The 16,106-nt window shown below is 36.6% G+C and carries 10 protein-coding genes and 1 riboswitch; of the genes, 5 read left to right on the forward strand and 5 right to left on the reverse strand.

Annotated features, from left to right (window positions below):
• Positions 1-61: 61 nt before the first annotated feature.
• Positions 62-973, forward strand: coding sequence for a helix-turn-helix transcriptional regulator (locus AC6CHR_RS02435; RefSeq protein WP_498246891.1), 912 nt, complete (start codon positions 62-64; stop codon positions 971-973).
• A 3-nt stretch (positions 974-976) separates the two neighbouring features.
• Here the strand turns inward: AC6CHR_RS02435 and AC6CHR_RS02440 are convergent, their stop codons facing one another.
• Entirely contained in the window at positions 977-2,761 is a 1,785-nt protein-coding gene (locus AC6CHR_RS02440; RefSeq protein WP_498246892.1) for an alpha-glycosidase, read from the reverse strand.
• A 321-nt stretch (positions 2,762-3,082) separates the two neighbouring features.
• Between AC6CHR_RS02440 and AC6CHR_RS02445 the strand changes: the two genes are divergently transcribed.
• The 4 genes from AC6CHR_RS02445 (at position 3,083) to AC6CHR_RS02460 (ending at position 8,192) form a co-directional block, all read left to right on the forward strand.
• Positions 3,083-4,381 (forward strand): extracellular solute-binding protein, encoded by a 1,299-nt coding sequence (locus AC6CHR_RS02445; RefSeq protein ID WP_498246893.1) that lies wholly within the window; start codon positions 3,083-3,085, stop codon positions 4,379-4,381.
• Between the two features lie 128 nt (positions 4,382-4,509).
• On the forward strand, positions 4,510-5,793 hold the full coding sequence (locus tag AC6CHR_RS02450; RefSeq protein ID WP_498246894.1) for a carbohydrate ABC transporter permease: 1,284 nt from the start codon (positions 4,510-4,512) through the stop codon (positions 5,791-5,793).
• Positions 5,794-5,795: 2 nt separating this feature from the next.
• Positions 5,796-6,638 carry a sugar ABC transporter permease gene (locus tag AC6CHR_RS02455; RefSeq protein WP_498247180.1) on the forward strand — a complete coding sequence of 281 codons (843 nt, stop codon included), beginning with the start codon at positions 5,796-5,798 and terminating at the stop codon, positions 6,636-6,638.
• A 39-nt stretch (positions 6,639-6,677) separates the two neighbouring features.
• Positions 6,678-8,192 (forward strand): alpha-amylase family glycosyl hydrolase, encoded by a 1,515-nt coding sequence (locus AC6CHR_RS02460; protein ID WP_498246895.1) that lies wholly within the window; start codon positions 6,678-6,680, stop codon positions 8,190-8,192.
• 392 nt (positions 8,193-8,584) lie between these two features.
• Here AC6CHR_RS02460 and AC6CHR_RS02465 read toward each other — a convergent pair whose 3' ends face one another.
• The 4 genes from AC6CHR_RS02465 to AC6CHR_RS02480 all read right to left on the reverse strand — a co-directional run bounded on the left by AC6CHR_RS02465 (position 8,585) and on the right by AC6CHR_RS02480 (position 15,973).
• A complete protein-coding gene (locus tag AC6CHR_RS02465; RefSeq protein WP_498247181.1) occupies positions 8,585-9,451 on the reverse strand; it encodes an SDR family oxidoreductase in 867 nt (288 codons plus the stop codon).
• 242 nt (positions 9,452-9,693) lie between these two features.
• A complete protein-coding gene (metH, locus tag AC6CHR_RS02470; protein ID WP_498246896.1) occupies positions 9,694-13,116 on the reverse strand; it encodes a methionine synthase in 3,423 nt (1,140 codons plus the stop codon).
• Complete coding sequence (locus tag AC6CHR_RS02475; RefSeq protein WP_498246897.1) at positions 13,109-14,962, reverse strand: bifunctional homocysteine S-methyltransferase/methylenetetrahydrofolate reductase; 1,854 nt, start codon at positions 14,960-14,962, stop codon at positions 13,109-13,111. Before AC6CHR_RS02475 ends, metH begins: the two co-directional genes overlap by 8 nt.
• A gap of 98 nt (positions 14,963-15,060) precedes the next feature.
• Positions 15,061-15,218, reverse strand: a riboswitch (SAM riboswitch).
• A 263-nt stretch (positions 15,219-15,481) separates the two neighbouring features.
• The gene (locus AC6CHR_RS02480; RefSeq protein WP_498246898.1) at positions 15,482-15,973 is read right to left on the reverse strand and encodes a YajQ family cyclic di-GMP-binding protein; all 492 of its coding nucleotides are present in this window, start codon (positions 15,971-15,973) and stop codon (positions 15,482-15,484) included.
• Positions 15,974-16,106: the final 133 nt, after the last annotated feature.

Here is a 16,106-nt window from a genome sequence, read left to right on the forward strand (position 1 = left end):
CATAAAAACGTTATTAATCCTTAACTAGTTTACAGAGGATAGCGTATAATAGAAAGAGAGTATGACGATCATTTTTGGAGAAATACGACTAGAAGGAAGATGTGGAATGTCCTATATTGAAATGAAAGTGCCTCCATTTCCAACCTTTATAAAAGGTGGAAATGCTATATTTGAAAAAGGGAGAAAACACTTTAGAAGAGTATTTACTGTGTTTGATTTGATTTACGTTAAATCTGGAGAATTACATATGACTGAGGATGACCTAGCGTATACAATTGGGGAAGGGCAATACATTATATTGGTACCGGGATTTGAACACTTCGGTCATAAAGGATGCCAAGTGAAAACAGAATATTATTGGCTGCATTTTTTGATTCACAATCATTATGATTTAGTTGAAGAAGGCATTGAGAATTGGGCAGATATTCAAGAATCAGAAGGAGATCTTGTTACCCCATCTTCCTATCGTTTATGTCTTCCTTGTTTCGGTGAAATAGAGAATGTAAAGTTTGTAGAGAATATCTTTACCAATCTAATGAGTATAAGTCATCAAACGCCAGATTATCATTTAAGGCAACAAATGTACTTCCAAGAGTTTATCCTCCATTTGCAAAAGGAAGCCTGTAAAATACCGAGTGCTGCAGAACAAGTTGTTGAAGATACGGTGAAATATGTCCAAGATCACTTCAGGGAAGAAATTAAAATGGAGCATATAGCAAATGCACTTCACTTTCATCCAGACTATATTACGCGGTGTATGCAAAAAATCATTGGCGTCACACCACATATGTATTTAAATCAATTTCGCATGAATCAAGCGAAAAAAAGGCTGGCAACAACAGATGACAAAATAGCAAATATATCCCATGAGGTTGGGATTATGGATTCCACATACTTTTCAAAGCTATTTAAGAGACTAGAGGGTTTGAGCCCCCTAGAATACAGAAAAATAATCCATAGAAAAAGAGGGTGAATACTAGAACAGTGAACTATTTTGTTTGTCCTCAACCAATAGAAAAGTAAAACTGAAGGCATCTAATTGGACTAACAATGAATTTGCATGAGCTGAAAACTCCTCGCTTTTCCAAAGATCAACAATGACTTTATCCTGTAAATCTAACGGAATAGGAAGACTCTGTGCTTTATTGTTGTTGTTGATAACGATGATAAGCTGTGATTTATCATTCCTTTTTAAAAATGTAACATGGTTTGTCTCGTTGTTCGCTTCAAGAATGGTTATATCACCACCATTTCCGATAATCGGATAGTCTTTACGGAGCTTGATTAGTCTTTTCGTATGTTCAAGGAGATCACGATTCTGTCGTTCTTTGTCCCAAATCATACATTTACGGCAACCAGGATCTTGATCACCAGTTAAGGCTATCTCATCTCCATAATAAATACAGGGCGTTCCTATAAAACTTAATTGAAATGCCAATAGTAATTTAACTTTTTCCTCATCAAAATTAGCAATGGTCATAATTCTTGGAGTGTCATGACTTCCTAATAGGTTGAATAAGACGCTATTAACATTTTTAGGGTACCTTTGTAAATATCCTTGGAGCATTTGACTAAATTCAATAGCTTTTATCTCTCCCTTAGCAAAAAAACGGAGTGCACAATCGGTAAATGGATAGTTCATGACCGAATCAAACTGATCTCCCCGTAACCATGGCATGGAATCATGCCAAATTTCACCAAGGATAAATAAGTCGGGTTTTACTTTTTTCATCTCATGTCTAAATTCTCTCCAAAATTGATGATCAATTTCATTTGCGACATCTAGACGCCAGCCATCTATATCAAATTCCTGAATCCAATAGCGACCTACCTTAAGTAAGTATTCCTTCACATCCTCATTTTCCGTATTAAGCTTCGGCATATTTTCAACAAATGCAAATGTATGATAGTTCGGTATTGGATTCGTTACTAGCGGGAATTCCCTAGTGTGAAACCAATCTTTATAGAGTGAATCCTCACCATGTGTTAATACATCCTGAAATGGTTGGAAATGAAATCCGCTATGGTTAAACACAGCATCAAGCATTACCTTTATTCCATGCTTATGGCATAGTTTTACTAAGCGTTTAAAGGTTTCTTTATCACCGAATTGGGGGTCAATCTCCAAGTAATCAATGGTGTCATATTTATGATTTGAAGGTGCTTTGAATATCGGAGTAAAGTAAATTCCTGATATCCCTAGTTCGATAAGGTAATCGAAGTGGTCAATAATACCTTGGAAGTCTCCACCATAAAAATTTGTTGAAGTCGGTTCTTCATGTTCCCATGGAAGCGTTCCTTGTGGATTTAATGAATCATCGCCATTTGCAAATCGTTCAGGAAATACCTGATACCAAACTGTATCTTTAACCCAATTTGGTGCTCGAAATATATCAATATGATTTAAGAAAGGAAAACAAAAATAAGCAGATATATCATTTGGAGAATTCTCAAAGAACCCTTTTTCTGTATAAACACAGCTTTTATCATCCGATGTTAGCTTAAATCCATAGCGAAGTCTCTTAAAGGGTGGTTTGATTTCAATAAACCAATAATCAAATAGATTGTCTGAAAAGAGTATGCTCATTTTCAATGTATTGTTATTCCAGTTTGCATCGCTCCAATCGTAAGGATCACCAAAGATGCATTCAACCTCATTAAGATCATTTTTTTTCGTTCGTAATTGGATATGTAATGTGTTTTCATCGAAAGAATAGGCATATTGATCTTGTGGACGATGATAGATTGCTTCTAATAACAATGTGTATCACTCCTTATTTACTAAATGTACATGCAATCGATTGCATCTTTTAAGTGAAAAAATTTGTATGTTTAGATCAAGACTATTTAAAAAGTAGATATTTGTCAAATAAAGTTATTTTTATAATTTTTAAAAAATCACTTGAATGTTGAAGTGTTTTTATCTTACAATGGTGAGTGTAGGGAGTGCAATCGCTTTCATTAAGTGGGTGGGAAAATAGGTTAGAAGATTATCATTCTATTATTCCCTTTACTGATTAATTAGCTGAGCAATTCTCGACAAAAAACGCAAACGTTTGCACAAATTGGGAGGGTCAATATTATGAAGAAGATTTTATCTTACTGTATGATTATGCTACTTCTGTTAGGGGTTTTAGCAGCGTGTGGACCTGATTCTACAGATGAAACAGGTAACAAAGAGAAAAAAACTGACACAGAGACCGATGCAGTAACAGAAGACACTATGCCAGAGAAACCAGAAAAGTTAATCGTCTGGGAAGATACTGACAGAGGGGTAGCATTAGAACCTGCAATTGAATCGTTTGAAAAGGAATATGGAATTGAAATTGAATATAAAGAAGTTGGAATGGCAGATGAGATGCGTGATCAACTACGACTTGATGGACCAGCTGGTACAGGTCCAGATGTAGTTACATTCCCTCATGATCAAATCGGTCAAGTTGTGATTGAAGGGCTTATCACTGATATCAAAGTAGATGATACGGTATTAGATACATTTACAGAGACATCAGTATCTGCACAGCAGTATGATGGTAAATTGTATGGATTACCGAAAGCAACTGAAACACCAATATTACTGTTTAACAAGGCACACATGGAAAAAGCGCCAGAAACAATGGATGAATTATATACATTCTCAAAGGAATTTACAAAGGATGGCCAATTCGGCTTTCTATCTTTATGGGATAATTATTATTTTGCTCATAGTGTTATCGGTGGAATGGGTGGATATGTATTTAAAGAAGAAAATGGAGCATTAAATCCTGATGATGTTGGTTTAAATAATGAAGGTGCAGTTGAGGGGGCTGAATATATTCAAAAGTGGTATTCAGAGCAGTTATTCCCAAAAGGAATCATAGGTGAAAATGGCGGTTCGACGATGGATGGTTTATTCAACGAAGGAAAAGTCGCTGCTGTAATGAATGGACCATGGGCGGTACAAGGTATGAATGATGCTGGTATTGAGATTGGTGCTGCAGCACTCCCGACATTACCAAATGGTGAGCACTTCAAAACATTCGTAGGTGTAAAAGGTTGGCATGTAACAGCCTTCTCAAAAAATGTTGAATGGTCGACAAAATTCATTGAACACATCACGAATGCAGAAAATGCAAATATTAGATTTGAGTTAACAAATGAAGTTCCACCAGTAAAAGAATTAATTGAAGACCCTATTATAAAAGAAAATGAAGTGGCAGCCGCAGTTGCAGAGCAATCCGAGTATGCTGTACCTACTCCTAATATTCCAGAAATGGCCGAAGTTTGGAAACCAATGGCTGATAACTTACAAACAATTGTAACAGGTAAAGCCGAACCAAAAGAGGCTTTAGATAGTTCAGTTAATGCAATAAATCAAAACATAGAAGCGAATCATAAATAAGATATTCATTGTTCAATTGATTCTTGTGAGCTATGAGGAGTGATTCTACTTGAGTCACTCTCAAGCTTTAATAATCGCTGAAAATATGTTTAAAGCTAGTTTATGACGATCGTTGGAAGGAGATTCAAATGGAAGATATTAGAGCAGCGTCCAAACATCGTAATAGAGCAATCTTGCTTTCTATCATTCCTGGTTGTGGCCAGTTTTATAATAAACAACTATTGAAAGGTAGTATTTTTTTCATTTTAGCCGTTGCTTTTTTATATGTGTTTTGGGATTTATTGGATATGGGGATATGGGGAATCATCACATTAGGCACAGAGACACCTCGTGATCATTCTATCTTTTTATTAGTCTATGGAATCATCGCATTAATTGTGCTGACCTTTGGGATTGCATTTTATATTTATAACTTAAGGGATGCTTATAACAATGGCAAGAAACGTGACTTACGTATTCCATTAAACTCTGTTAGAGAACAGTATAAACATTTAATTGATGATGGGTTTCCTTATTTAATGATTTCTCCAGGGTTTTTACTACTAACCTTCGTTGTGATTTTACCAATTATTTTTGTGTTCCTCTTAGCTTTTACAAATTATGATTTATATCATTCTCCTCCTGCAAAGCTAGTCGACTGGGTATGGTTTGAAAATTTTACTGATATCGCCAGCATAGATATTTGGCGTAAAACATTTTTCGCCGTTTTAGCATGGACAATTGTATGGACATTTGGGGCAACAACTCTTCAAGTTGCTTTAGGTGTATTTCTAGCAGTATTAGTAAACCAAAAGGATTTAAAAGGAAAGGCTATTATTCGTACTGTTTTTATTTTGCCATGGGCTGTTCCAGCATTTGTGTCAATTCTTGTATTTGCAGGGATGTTTAACGAATCCTTTGGAACTATTAATACGGACTTACTAGCTTTCTTCGGTATTGATCATATACCTTGGATGACTGATCCCTTATGGACTCGACTTGCTTTAATTTTCATCCAAACATGGCTTGGATTTCCGTTTATTTTTGCAATGACAACAGGTGTATTACAATCAATACCAAATGAATTATATGAGGCTGCTAAAGTGGATGGGGCAACCATCTGGCAACAATTTCGAAAAATAACATTGCCGCTAGTCTTGTTCTCAACGGCTCCAATCATCATTACTCAATACACATTCAATTTTAATAATTTCAATGTCATCTTTTTATTCAATGGAGGTGGTCCTGCAGTTCCAGACCAAAATGCTGGAGGGACAGATATATTAATTTCCTGGATTTATAGTTTAACAATGACATCAGCTCAATACTCAAAGGCTGCCGCAATCACAATGCTACTTTCAATTATTGTTATTTCGGTCGCAATTTGGCAATTTAGAAGAACAAAATCATTCCAAGAAGAGGATATGATGTAATGATGAATATAAAAAGTGGAAAATACTTTCGTTTAGGCTTATCGTATTTTGTGATTTCAATCATCTTTGTCATTATTCTATATCCAATTATTTGGATCATAGGATCTTCCTTCAATCCAGGGCAGAGCTTGTCAGGGTCATCGATTATTCCTGATAATGCAACACTATCGCACTATCAATTTTTATTTGATACAGAGAAAAGTGATTATCTGTTCTGGTATTTGAATTCGTTAAAGGTAAGTATTTTAACAATGGCATTGACTGTTATTTTAGTAAGCTTAACAGCATACACCTTTTCAAGATATCGTTTTATTGGCAGGAAAAATGGTTTAATGACCTTTTTGGTTTTGCAAATGGTACCAAATTTTGCTGCACTAATTGCCATTTTTGTCCTGGCTTTATTAACAGGTTTATTAGATTCTCACTTAGGACTTATCCTGATTTATGTAGGTGGACAAATTCCGATGAATACCTATTTAATGAAAGGATATCTAGACACAATACCGAAGGAACTTGATGAATCAGCGAGAATGGATGGTGCTGGACATTTAAGAGTGTTTTTTCAAATAGTTATGCCACTTGCTAAGCCAATTATAGCTGTGGTTGCATTATTCTCTTTTATCGCTCCTTTTGCTGATTTTATCATAGCAAACATTCTTCTTCGATCAGAAAAGAATTTTACCCTTGCTGTAGGGTTGTATAAATTAGTTGATGATCAATTTGGTGCTGAGTTCACTAAATTTGCAGCAGGTTCTGTTTTAATCGCGATACCAATCGCCATTTTATTCCTATGTTTTCAAAAGTATTTTGTTTCTGGATTGACGGCAGGAGGTACAAAAGGATAACCTTATAGGCGGAACGATAAATGAATAGGGGGAGCGGCGATGTATAAACAAATAAGCTTGTTTTTACTAATCCCGTTTCTTCTTTTTTACGCCTTACCTGTAAGTGCCGATGAAAAAGAAGAAAATACATGGCAAAATGAATTGGTATATTATATTGTAGTTGACCGTTTTCACAATGGAAACCCAAATAATGATGGAGCAGATTTTAATCCAAAAGATCCTTTAGCTTACCATGGTGGTGACATTGAAGGAATAATCAAGAAGCTGGATTATCTTCAAGAGATGGGTTTCACTACAGTTACACTATCATCAATTTTTCAAGCTGAGGATTATGCAGGAAAACAGATTGAGGATAATAGGAAAGTAGAAGAGCATTTTGGGAATCTCGATGATGTCAAACGGTTAGTTAAAGAGGCACATAAACGTGATATGAAGATAATGTTAGAATTTATCGCTAACCATGTAGGGCCTAATCATTCTTGGCTTCAGGATGAAACAAAACAAGCCTGGTTTCATGAAAAGGGATTAATAAATGATATACAAAAAGAAGAAAATAAATTAGTCGGTTGGTACGATGGCTTACCTGATTTAGCTACAGAGAATTTAGAAACAAGGGATTACATAATTGATACCGCAAAGTGGTGGGTAAGTGAGACCAATATTGACGGATTTTATATTGATCATGCAGACACGGTTGATGTAGAATTTTGGCAGTTATTTCAAAGTGAGATAAAGAAGCAGAAGGAAGACTTTTATCTTATTGGTTCGTTGTTAGATAACCGTGTTGAAACCATCACGTCATATCAAAATGCAGGCTTTGCATCTTTATTAAATGAACAATTTTATAAGGAAGCATCAGACGTATTTAAAAGTGTGGATCGTCCGATTACTTCAATCACTAAAGTAGTAGAAGAATCGACAGGTACATTAAGTCCATTTCTTGATAGCGATGATACTGTTCGTTTTACTAGGAAGGCAATAGAAAATCAACAGCATCCAGGACTACGATTAAAGATGGCATTTTCATATATGTACATGGTACCTGGAGCACCTGTTGTTTATTATGGAACTGAGATTGCTTTAGACGGAGGAGCACCACCTGAAAATAGAGCCTTAACAAACTTTCAATCCGATGAAGAATTGATTGATGCGATAGCGAAATTGGCAAAAGTCAGAAAGAGCCTTCCGGCGATCACAAAAGGTGATTATCAGGTCTTGTATGAAAAAGATGGAATGGTTATCTTTAAGCGAACATTCGAAGATGAAACAGCCATTGTGGCAATAAATAATACTTCAGTAACCCAAAAAATTAACATAGCGGAGAATAAAATTGCTGAAAACAAAGAGCTAAGAGGACTCTTAATAGGGGATTCCTTTGAAGAAGAAAATGGCGAATATGAATTTATCCTTGATCGTGAAACAGCAGAAGTATATGAAATAAAAGAAAAAGTAGGATTGAATCTTCCACTAATTAGTGTATTTATTCTTGTTCCAAGTTTGTTTATTTTATTTTTAATAGCTGCAAAAAGGCGCGGAAAGAAAAGGGAAGAATAGTGGGAATAAATCTATAGTAGTATTCGAAAAAGGCGGGATAGCTATCTCAGCCTTTTTTGTGTTTAAAAGGGTTGTGATCTGCCTATTATGGGTTGTACCACAAAATTGCACTGCTCTGAATGGATTGAACCGGTAAAATCGAAGAATTGAACCACTGTGCGAATTAATTGCACCGCTTGGAAAGATAATTGAACTACTTACACGAAGAATTGTGCCACTATGCTAATTAATTGAACCACTCAGCCTGGAAAGAACCAGTAACAAAAAGAATTCAACCGTTTTTCAAATCAAAAAAATGCCGGGACTGAACTGCACCAGTAGTAGTATCTAACATTTGGGGTGCAATTCAGACAATATTGGCATTTTTTCTAAAGCAATATATTCATCTACTTTTAACCATTGACAATTTTCCCGCCGTTTACATGAATCATCTGACCTGACATATAAGAAGAATCTTCACTTGCTAAGTAAACATACGCAGGTGCTAATTCTTCAGGTTGTCCAGGTCGTTTTAAAGGAGTATCTGCTCCAAAGGATGCAACTTGTTCAGCAGTGAACGTAGACGGAATCAGCGGAGTCCAGATAGGCCCAGGTGCCACTGCATTAACGCGGATGCCTTTACCTGCTAGTGAAAGGGCTAAGGATCGAGTAAATGTTGTAATGGCCCCTTTCGTTGCAGAATAGTCTATGAGTTGTTCATTACCAGCATAAGCGGTAACAGATGATGTATTCACGATCGTGCTGCCTTCTTTAAAATGAGGTAATACAGCTTTTGTTAAATGAAACATTGAAAAAATATTAGTCTTAAACGTTCTCTCAAGTTGATCAGTTGTTATATCTTCAATCCCTTTTTGCGGATGTTGCTCGGCAGCGTTGTTTACTAATATATCTACTTGTCCAAACGTATCAATTGTTTCCGAAACAATTTGTTGGCAAATGGATTCATCACCGATATCTCCAGCGATGAGATGACATTTTTGTCCCTCTGCCTCTACATGTTTTTTTGTTTCTTCGGCATCTTTTTGCTCATCTAAATATGAAATAACGATATCTGCTCCTTCTTTTGCGAAGAATAAAGCAACTGCTCGTCCAATTCCACTATCCCCACCAGTTATGATTGCAACCTTGTTTTTTAGTTTGCCACTTCCAGTGTAAGAATTGTCGTCAAATTTAGGTGATGGATTCATTAGATCTTCATGTCCTGGCTGTACATCTTGGTGTTGTGGTGGCAATGTTTGTTTTTTGTTACTCAATTTGATTACCTCCTTGGTAGTTTTCTTTTACTAAGCGCTTAGAGATCAGCTCTGAAAACGAACTTTGATAGTTGAAAAGATCTCTATGTAGCATTACGATGCGCCAACTTTACTCACTTCCGTCATGTAGTATGTCCAAATCATGATAAAGTATCTCTATGGTGGTTTTGATATTCCCGATTACATTAATTGTTAAACTCAAAAAATCCCCATAGCTAGAAGCTACAGGGATGCTATCTTTTAATTTTTTACAAAACATTAAAATATCTAGCTTCGGGATGTGCAACTACGATTGCCGTAACAGATGCTTCTGGTTCCATCATGAAGCCCTCTGTTAATTGAATCCCAATATCTTCGGGTTTTAGTAACTTAAATAACTTTGCTTGGTCCTCAAGGTCTGGACAGGCTGGGTAGCCAAATGAAAATCTTTGACCTTGATACTTGGCAGAAAAGCGGTGATCCATTGTGAAATCAGGTGCATCTGGGAAGCCCCATCGATCACGAATCAGTTGGTGAGTTCGTTCGGCTAAACCTTCAGCAAGCTCCAATGCAAGTGCTTGAACTGCATGGCTCTTTAAATAGTCGCCTTGTTCTTTAAATCCCATTGCTAAGTCACGAATTTGACTTCCTGCTGTAACGGCAAACATTGCAACATAATCATATTCCTTATCCTGTTTCGGTCTTACAAAATCTGAAATACAGCGATATGGTACCTTTTCTTGCCTTGGAAAATCAAAAGTCTCTATAATCGAATTTGTATTTTCTGGATCTAGAATATGCAGTTTATTACCTTCGCTATAGGATGGGTAGAATTGATAAGCCACTGCAGGTTTAAACCATTTCTTTTTGGAACCTTCCTCTAACAGTTCTTGAATTAATTCAACTAATTCCAGTGCTTTAGGATCATTCTGTTTCACTAATTCTTTTATTTTCCCTTTTAAGCCAAGGTGATGACCAATTAACATTTGCATATTAATGTATGGAATAATTTGTTTTAGATCCATATCCTTAATCAGATGGCGTTTCGTATCAACAGGAGTGAATATTGGTGCTTCACTCAGGTTACCACGTTTCGCTAATAGTTCTGTAACTGCATGGCTTTGCGCTACTTTAGGTTTCGCTTCCTCGGTAACGGCTGCTTCTTTTTCAGCAAAGAGTTCAGGAGTCGTCCGCAACTGGTTTATTAACGATAATCCATCCATCGCATCCTTTGCATAAACAACAGGACCAGCGTATTGAGGAGATATTTTCATTCTAGTGAATTTTCTAGAAAGGGCGGCTCCACCAACTATAATTGGGACTTGGCAATCAGATTGTTGTAAATCTTGAGCTGTTATAACCATTTGTTGAGCCGATTTCACTAATAGACCAGATAACCCGATTAAGTCAGGATTTTCATCTTTGACAGCTTGAATCAGTGTTTGAGGTGTTACTTTAATACCTAGGTCAATTACCTTGTAACCATTATTGCTAAGAATGATATCAACAAGGTTTTTCCCAATATCATGAACATCGCCTTTTACTGTTGCTAATAATATTTTTCCTTTTCCGCTATCTTCTTTCTTATCCATAAATTGTTCTAGAAAGGAAACGGACGCTTTCATGACTTCGGCACTTTGTAGAACCTCTGCAACAATTAATTGATTATCATTAAAAAGAACGCCAACTTCTGCCATTCCTGCCATAAGTGGTCCATTTATGATAGCAAGTGGTTCAGGATACTTTTTAAGAGCTAATTCTAAGTCTGGAATAAGACCTTCTTTTGTTCCCTCAATAATGTATTGAGCAAGTCGCTCCTCAAGTGGAAGGGATTGCACTGGTTTTTTATCAACCTTCTTCTTTCCACGATAGAAGTTGGTAAAAGTTGCCAATGACTCGTCTGTTGTTTTAAATAATAGCTCTTCTGCTTGCTGGATTTCGGCTTTTGGAATAGAAGCAAAACGCTCCAATTTTTCTGTGTTGACAATAGCATAATCAAGTCCTGCTTGTGTACAATGATATAAATAAACAGCATTTAATACTTCACGGCCTACAGGTGGAAGACCAAAGGAAACATTACTGACCCCGAGAATAGTTAAGCATTCTGGCAGATGTTCCTTAATTAATTGAATACCTCGAACTGTTTCGTTTGCCGAACCTATATACTGTGCATCACCTGTACCTACAGGGAAAACAAGTGGATCAAATATTAAATCACTAGCCTTAAGTCCATGTTTTTTGACGAGAAGATCATGAGATCGCTTTGCTACTTCGAGTTTCTTTTCAGCTGTTAAAGCCATACCGATTTCATCAATTGTTCCGACAACTAATGCACCACCATATTTTTTAACAAGTGGTACGATGGCATCAAAGCGTTCTTCTCCATCCTCTAGGTTAATAGAGTTAATGATGGCCTTACCTTGGGAGTGCTTTAACGCCTGTTCAATCACTTTTTCGTCAGTTGAGTCGATGACTAATGGAGCCTTTACCTTTTTGACAACCTCTGGAATGAATGCTTCCATATCTTCAAGTTCTTCTCTGTCAGGATCTGCTAAACATATATCAATAACATGTGCACCATTTTTGACCTGTGCTCTTGCAATCTCAGAGGCTTCTTCAAATTTTCGTTCGGCAATGAGTCGTTTGAATTTACGGGAACCAATAACGTTCGTACGTTCACCGACAAACAAAGGTCGCATGCCATCATCATAAAGAAGAGCGTCTATTCCAGAGACAGTATGACCGTTTGAAACGTCTTCAATGATTCTAGGTGTAATAGTTGATACAGCTTCAGTAAGTGCTTTAATGTGTTCTGGAGTTGTTCCACAGCATCCTCCGACGATATTAAGCCAGCCTTGTTCTGCGAAGCCTACAAGCTTTTTCGTAAGCGATTCAGGTGATTCATGGTAGTTTCCTTCTTCATCAGGAAGACCTGCATTTGGATAACAACTTACGGCAGTATTAGCTAGTCCTGAAAGTGTACGAATATGATCTGTCATAAATTCAGGTCCTGTAGCACAATTTAGACCAACCGAAATTGGTTTCATATGTTCTAAGGAAACAAAAAACGCTTCAATGTCTTGGCCTGCTAATGTCGTTCCCATGGGTTCAATTGTTCCAGAAACCATTAGAGGTAGTTCTTTTTTTGTGTTCTTAAAAGCATTCTGTATACCAATGAATCCAGCTTTTACATTTAACATATCTTGACTTGTTTCCAATAGTAGTAAATCAGCACCACCAATTATTAATCCTCTAGCTTGTTCTTCATAGTTGGCTATTAAAGTATCAAATGTCGTTCCACCTGTTACCGATAATGTTTTAGTTGTTGGTCCCATTGCCCCGACGACAAATCTAGGTTTGTCTTGGGTAGAGAATTTATCAACTGCCTTTTTTGCAAGTTTAGCCGATTCGATATTGAGCTCTAATGCTAAAGATCCGAGATCATATTCATCCAATACAAGGCTGGTAGCGCCAAATGTGTTAGTTGAAATCATATCTGAACCTGCTGCTAAATATGATTCGTGTATTGTTTCAATTATTTTCGGGGCTGTTAAGGTTAAATATTCATTACAGCCTTCGTATTCTTCACCACCAAATTCGGCAGGGGAAGGATCTGCAGCTTGAATCATTGTACCCATTGCACCGTCAAGTACGAGTATTCGTTTTTTTAGTTCATTTTCTATCCTAGACATGAGTAATCTTCCTTTCAGCAAGTTGTTTTTCCTTCTCATGGATGTAATTGGTTAACTCCACTGTCAGGTCATATTGTAAAAATGGGGTAATTAAATAAATGCCATTAAATAAGTCGAAAGCTGTATCAATAAGTTCCTTAGCAATTGCAAGACCTTCCAGCCTTGCCTTTTCCTTATCTGTGCCTGCTTTTGCCATTATTTCGCGAATGGAGTCAGAAAGCTTAATACCAGGAATTTCATTATGAATAAATTCAGCATTCCGGCTTGAAGTTAGCGGCATGATCCCGATGTAGATAGGTGACTTAACATTGCGAGTCGCTTCATAAACATCGACAATTTGTTGACTTGAATAGAGAGGCTGAGAGATAAAATAATCAGCTCCACAAGCGATTTTTTTCTCAAGCCTCACAACAGCTTTGTCTAAATGGCGAACATTCGGATTAAAGGCTGCTGCAACTGAGAAATTTGTTTTCTCCCCTAATGGTTTACCAGAATAAGAGACACCTTCGTTGAATTGTTTGATTAAACTGATTAAATCAAACGAAGAAACATCATAAACTGAAGTAGCACCAGGAAAATCACCGATTTTAGATGGGTCGCCTGTTATTGCTAATACATCAGAAAGTCCTAACGTATGTAGGCCCATCAAATGAGATTGTAAACCGATTAAATTCCGGTCACGGCAAGTTATATGAATTAATGCACGTGTTCCTGTTCGCTCCCTAGCAAGCATGCCAGCTGCAAGGTTGCTTATTCGAGGGGAAGCGAGTGAATTATCTGCAAGTGTTAGTGCATCGATACCAGCATGGTGAAGGGCCTCTGCACCTTGAAGGAATTTACTCATTCCAAGTTTCTTCGGTGGATCTAGCTCAACAATAACTGAACGTTTCTCAGCGACAATATCCTGTAAGGGAGGAAGTAAATAAGTTTTATCTTCTGAAATGCTTATTTTTTCATGTTTAGGTACTTTAACATGCTTCTCCGTAACAGGTGGTAAGTGTCCCACTGCCTCAGCGATTGATTGAATATGTTGTGGTGTTGTTCCACAACAACCACCTATTAATCTAGCACCTTGCTCTCTGAATTTTAGCGCGCTCTCCTTGAAATAGCCTTGATCAGATTCGTAGACAAGACGACCTTCATTTAAAGCAGGTAAACTGCTGTTAGGGAATACCGACAAATATGAGTTTTCTAGGAGCGGTACTTCCTCAAGTGATTGGATCATATGATATGGACCTAAATGACAGTTTAAACCAATGACATTTGCTCCAAGGTCTTCAAGTTCTAAAAATGCTTGTGACAAAGGTGTACCATCCTGTAAAACACCTGCTTCATGAAGTGATACATTTGTAATGATTGGCTTATTCGTTTCTTTTCTAGCAATTTGTAGAACAGTTTTTAATTCTTCTAAATCATAATAGGTTTCGAGTAGAATTCCATCGACATCTTCATTTAGTAAAACAAAAAGCTGTTCTCTGAAATTTCGTTTTAGTTCATCTAATGTGTGGGCACTTTTCTTAAAAGAGCGTACACCACCGATTGTACCGAATACATACGTTGATGATGAGGCAGCTCGTTTAGCAATTTCAACAGCTTTTCTATTAATTTGTCTAATTTCATCCTCTAATCCATAGCGAGTTAGTTTAATATCATTCGCTCCGTAAGTATTTGTCTGAATAACGTTCGCACCAGCCTGAATGTAGGATTGATGGACACGTAATACATCATCTGGCTTTGATACATTCAGTTCTTCAAAGCAACGATCAACACCATGAGAATAAAGCATTGTTCCGATTGCGCCGTCTCCGATTAGGATCTTAGTTTTTAAGTCTTCCAAAAAGTTCATAGTAAAGCCCCCGTCCTTGGTTAATTGAGTAGGAGAAAAAAGTGAATCTATAAAAAAAAAGCCTTCATAAGCAGAAGGCTAAAATGATTCAAAGCTTCCCCTTATCTTTCAAGCATCTTACATGCTTAGCTGGAATTAGCACCTTGGCACTCGGAAGATCTAGGTAGAAAAGATGATATCGGTACCAGATCTAAACTCGTGTAAACCGGTTGCTGAAGCTTCATCGGGCCAGTCCCTCAGCTTCTCTTGATAAGATATGAAATTAGTTAATTACTTTAACGTATAGAAATGTATTATAACTAATTTATCTAATATTTCGAAAAATATCAATAGTAAAATGTAATGTTGACTAAAATTGTATGAATAATTAAAAATAAGAAAAGGATAAAACATGTTGGCAAGAAAAAGCGATAGATAGAAAAAGGTAATCCCTGACAGAATGACTGTAGGGATTACCTAATGTTCTAAAAATTTGCGAACGTAATCATGATAAAAAAGCATAATTAAATCCACTTTAGTTTAACGGTAATTAATAAATTGTACCTCAATCGGTAAATCAGCTTCTCTAATTGCAGCGATTACTTGTTGGAGATCGTCTTTGTTTTTACCGGTTACACGGATTTGGTCATCTTGAATCTGTGTTTTAACTTTTAAACCATTATTTTTAATGATGTTGTTTATTTTTTTTGCATTTTCTTTATCAATCCCTGAAACTAGTTCAGCTCGTTGGCGAACAGTTCCACCTGAAGCATTCTCAAGCTTTTTGTAGGAAATATTTTTTATTGGTACATTTCGTTTAACTAACTTTGAAATCAGTACATCCTTTAATTGCTCAAGCTTGTAATCATCATCAGAAACCAAAACGAGTTCTTCCTTATCTAGAGATATGTTGCTTTTACTGCCTTTAAAGTCGTACCTAGTGGCAACTTCTTTCATTGCAATGCTAATTGCGTTTGTTACTTCAGGGAATTCAATTTTAGATACAATATCAAATGAACTTTCTTTCGCCATAATAATCCTCCATTACGTATATAATATAGTTAAATTATAGTAAAATAAAACAGTCATCACAACTTTTATATGTTAAAAGGGACTTTGAACAGTAAAAATAGCCGGAACTCGTCCCCATAAAGGCAAAGTGGTA

This window comes from Metabacillus sp. GQ13, assembly GCF_059758525.1.

What these genes read in the sequence shown, in the direction of transcription:
- AC6CHR_RS02435 (WP_498246891.1), top strand. Translation starts at nt 62, where the DNA reads ATGACGATCATTTTTGGAGAAATACGACTAGAAGGAAGATGTGGAATG.
- AC6CHR_RS02445 (WP_498246893.1), top strand. Translation starts at nt 3,083, where the DNA reads ATGAAGAAGATTTTATCTTACTGTATGATTATGCTACTTCTGTTAGGG.
- AC6CHR_RS02450 (WP_498246894.1), top strand. Translation starts at nt 4,510, where the DNA reads ATGGAAGATATTAGAGCAGCGTCCAAACATCGTAATAGAGCAATCTTG.
- AC6CHR_RS02455 (WP_498247180.1), top strand. Translation starts at nt 5,796, where the DNA reads ATGAATATAAAAAGTGGAAAATACTTTCGTTTAGGCTTATCGTATTTT.
- AC6CHR_RS02460 (WP_498246895.1), top strand. Translation starts at nt 6,678, where the DNA reads ATGTATAAACAAATAAGCTTGTTTTTACTAATCCCGTTTCTTCTTTTT.
- metH (WP_498246896.1), bottom strand. Translation starts at nt 13,116, where the DNA reads ATGTCTAGGATAGAAAATGAACTAAAAAAACGAATACTCGTACTTGAC.
- AC6CHR_RS02475 (WP_498246897.1), bottom strand. Translation starts at nt 14,962, where the DNA reads ATGAACTTTTTGGAAGACTTAAAAACTAAGATCCTAATCGGAGACGGC.
- AC6CHR_RS02480 (WP_498246898.1), bottom strand. Translation starts at nt 15,973, where the DNA reads ATGGCGAAAGAAAGTTCATTTGATATTGTATCTAAAATTGAATTCCCT.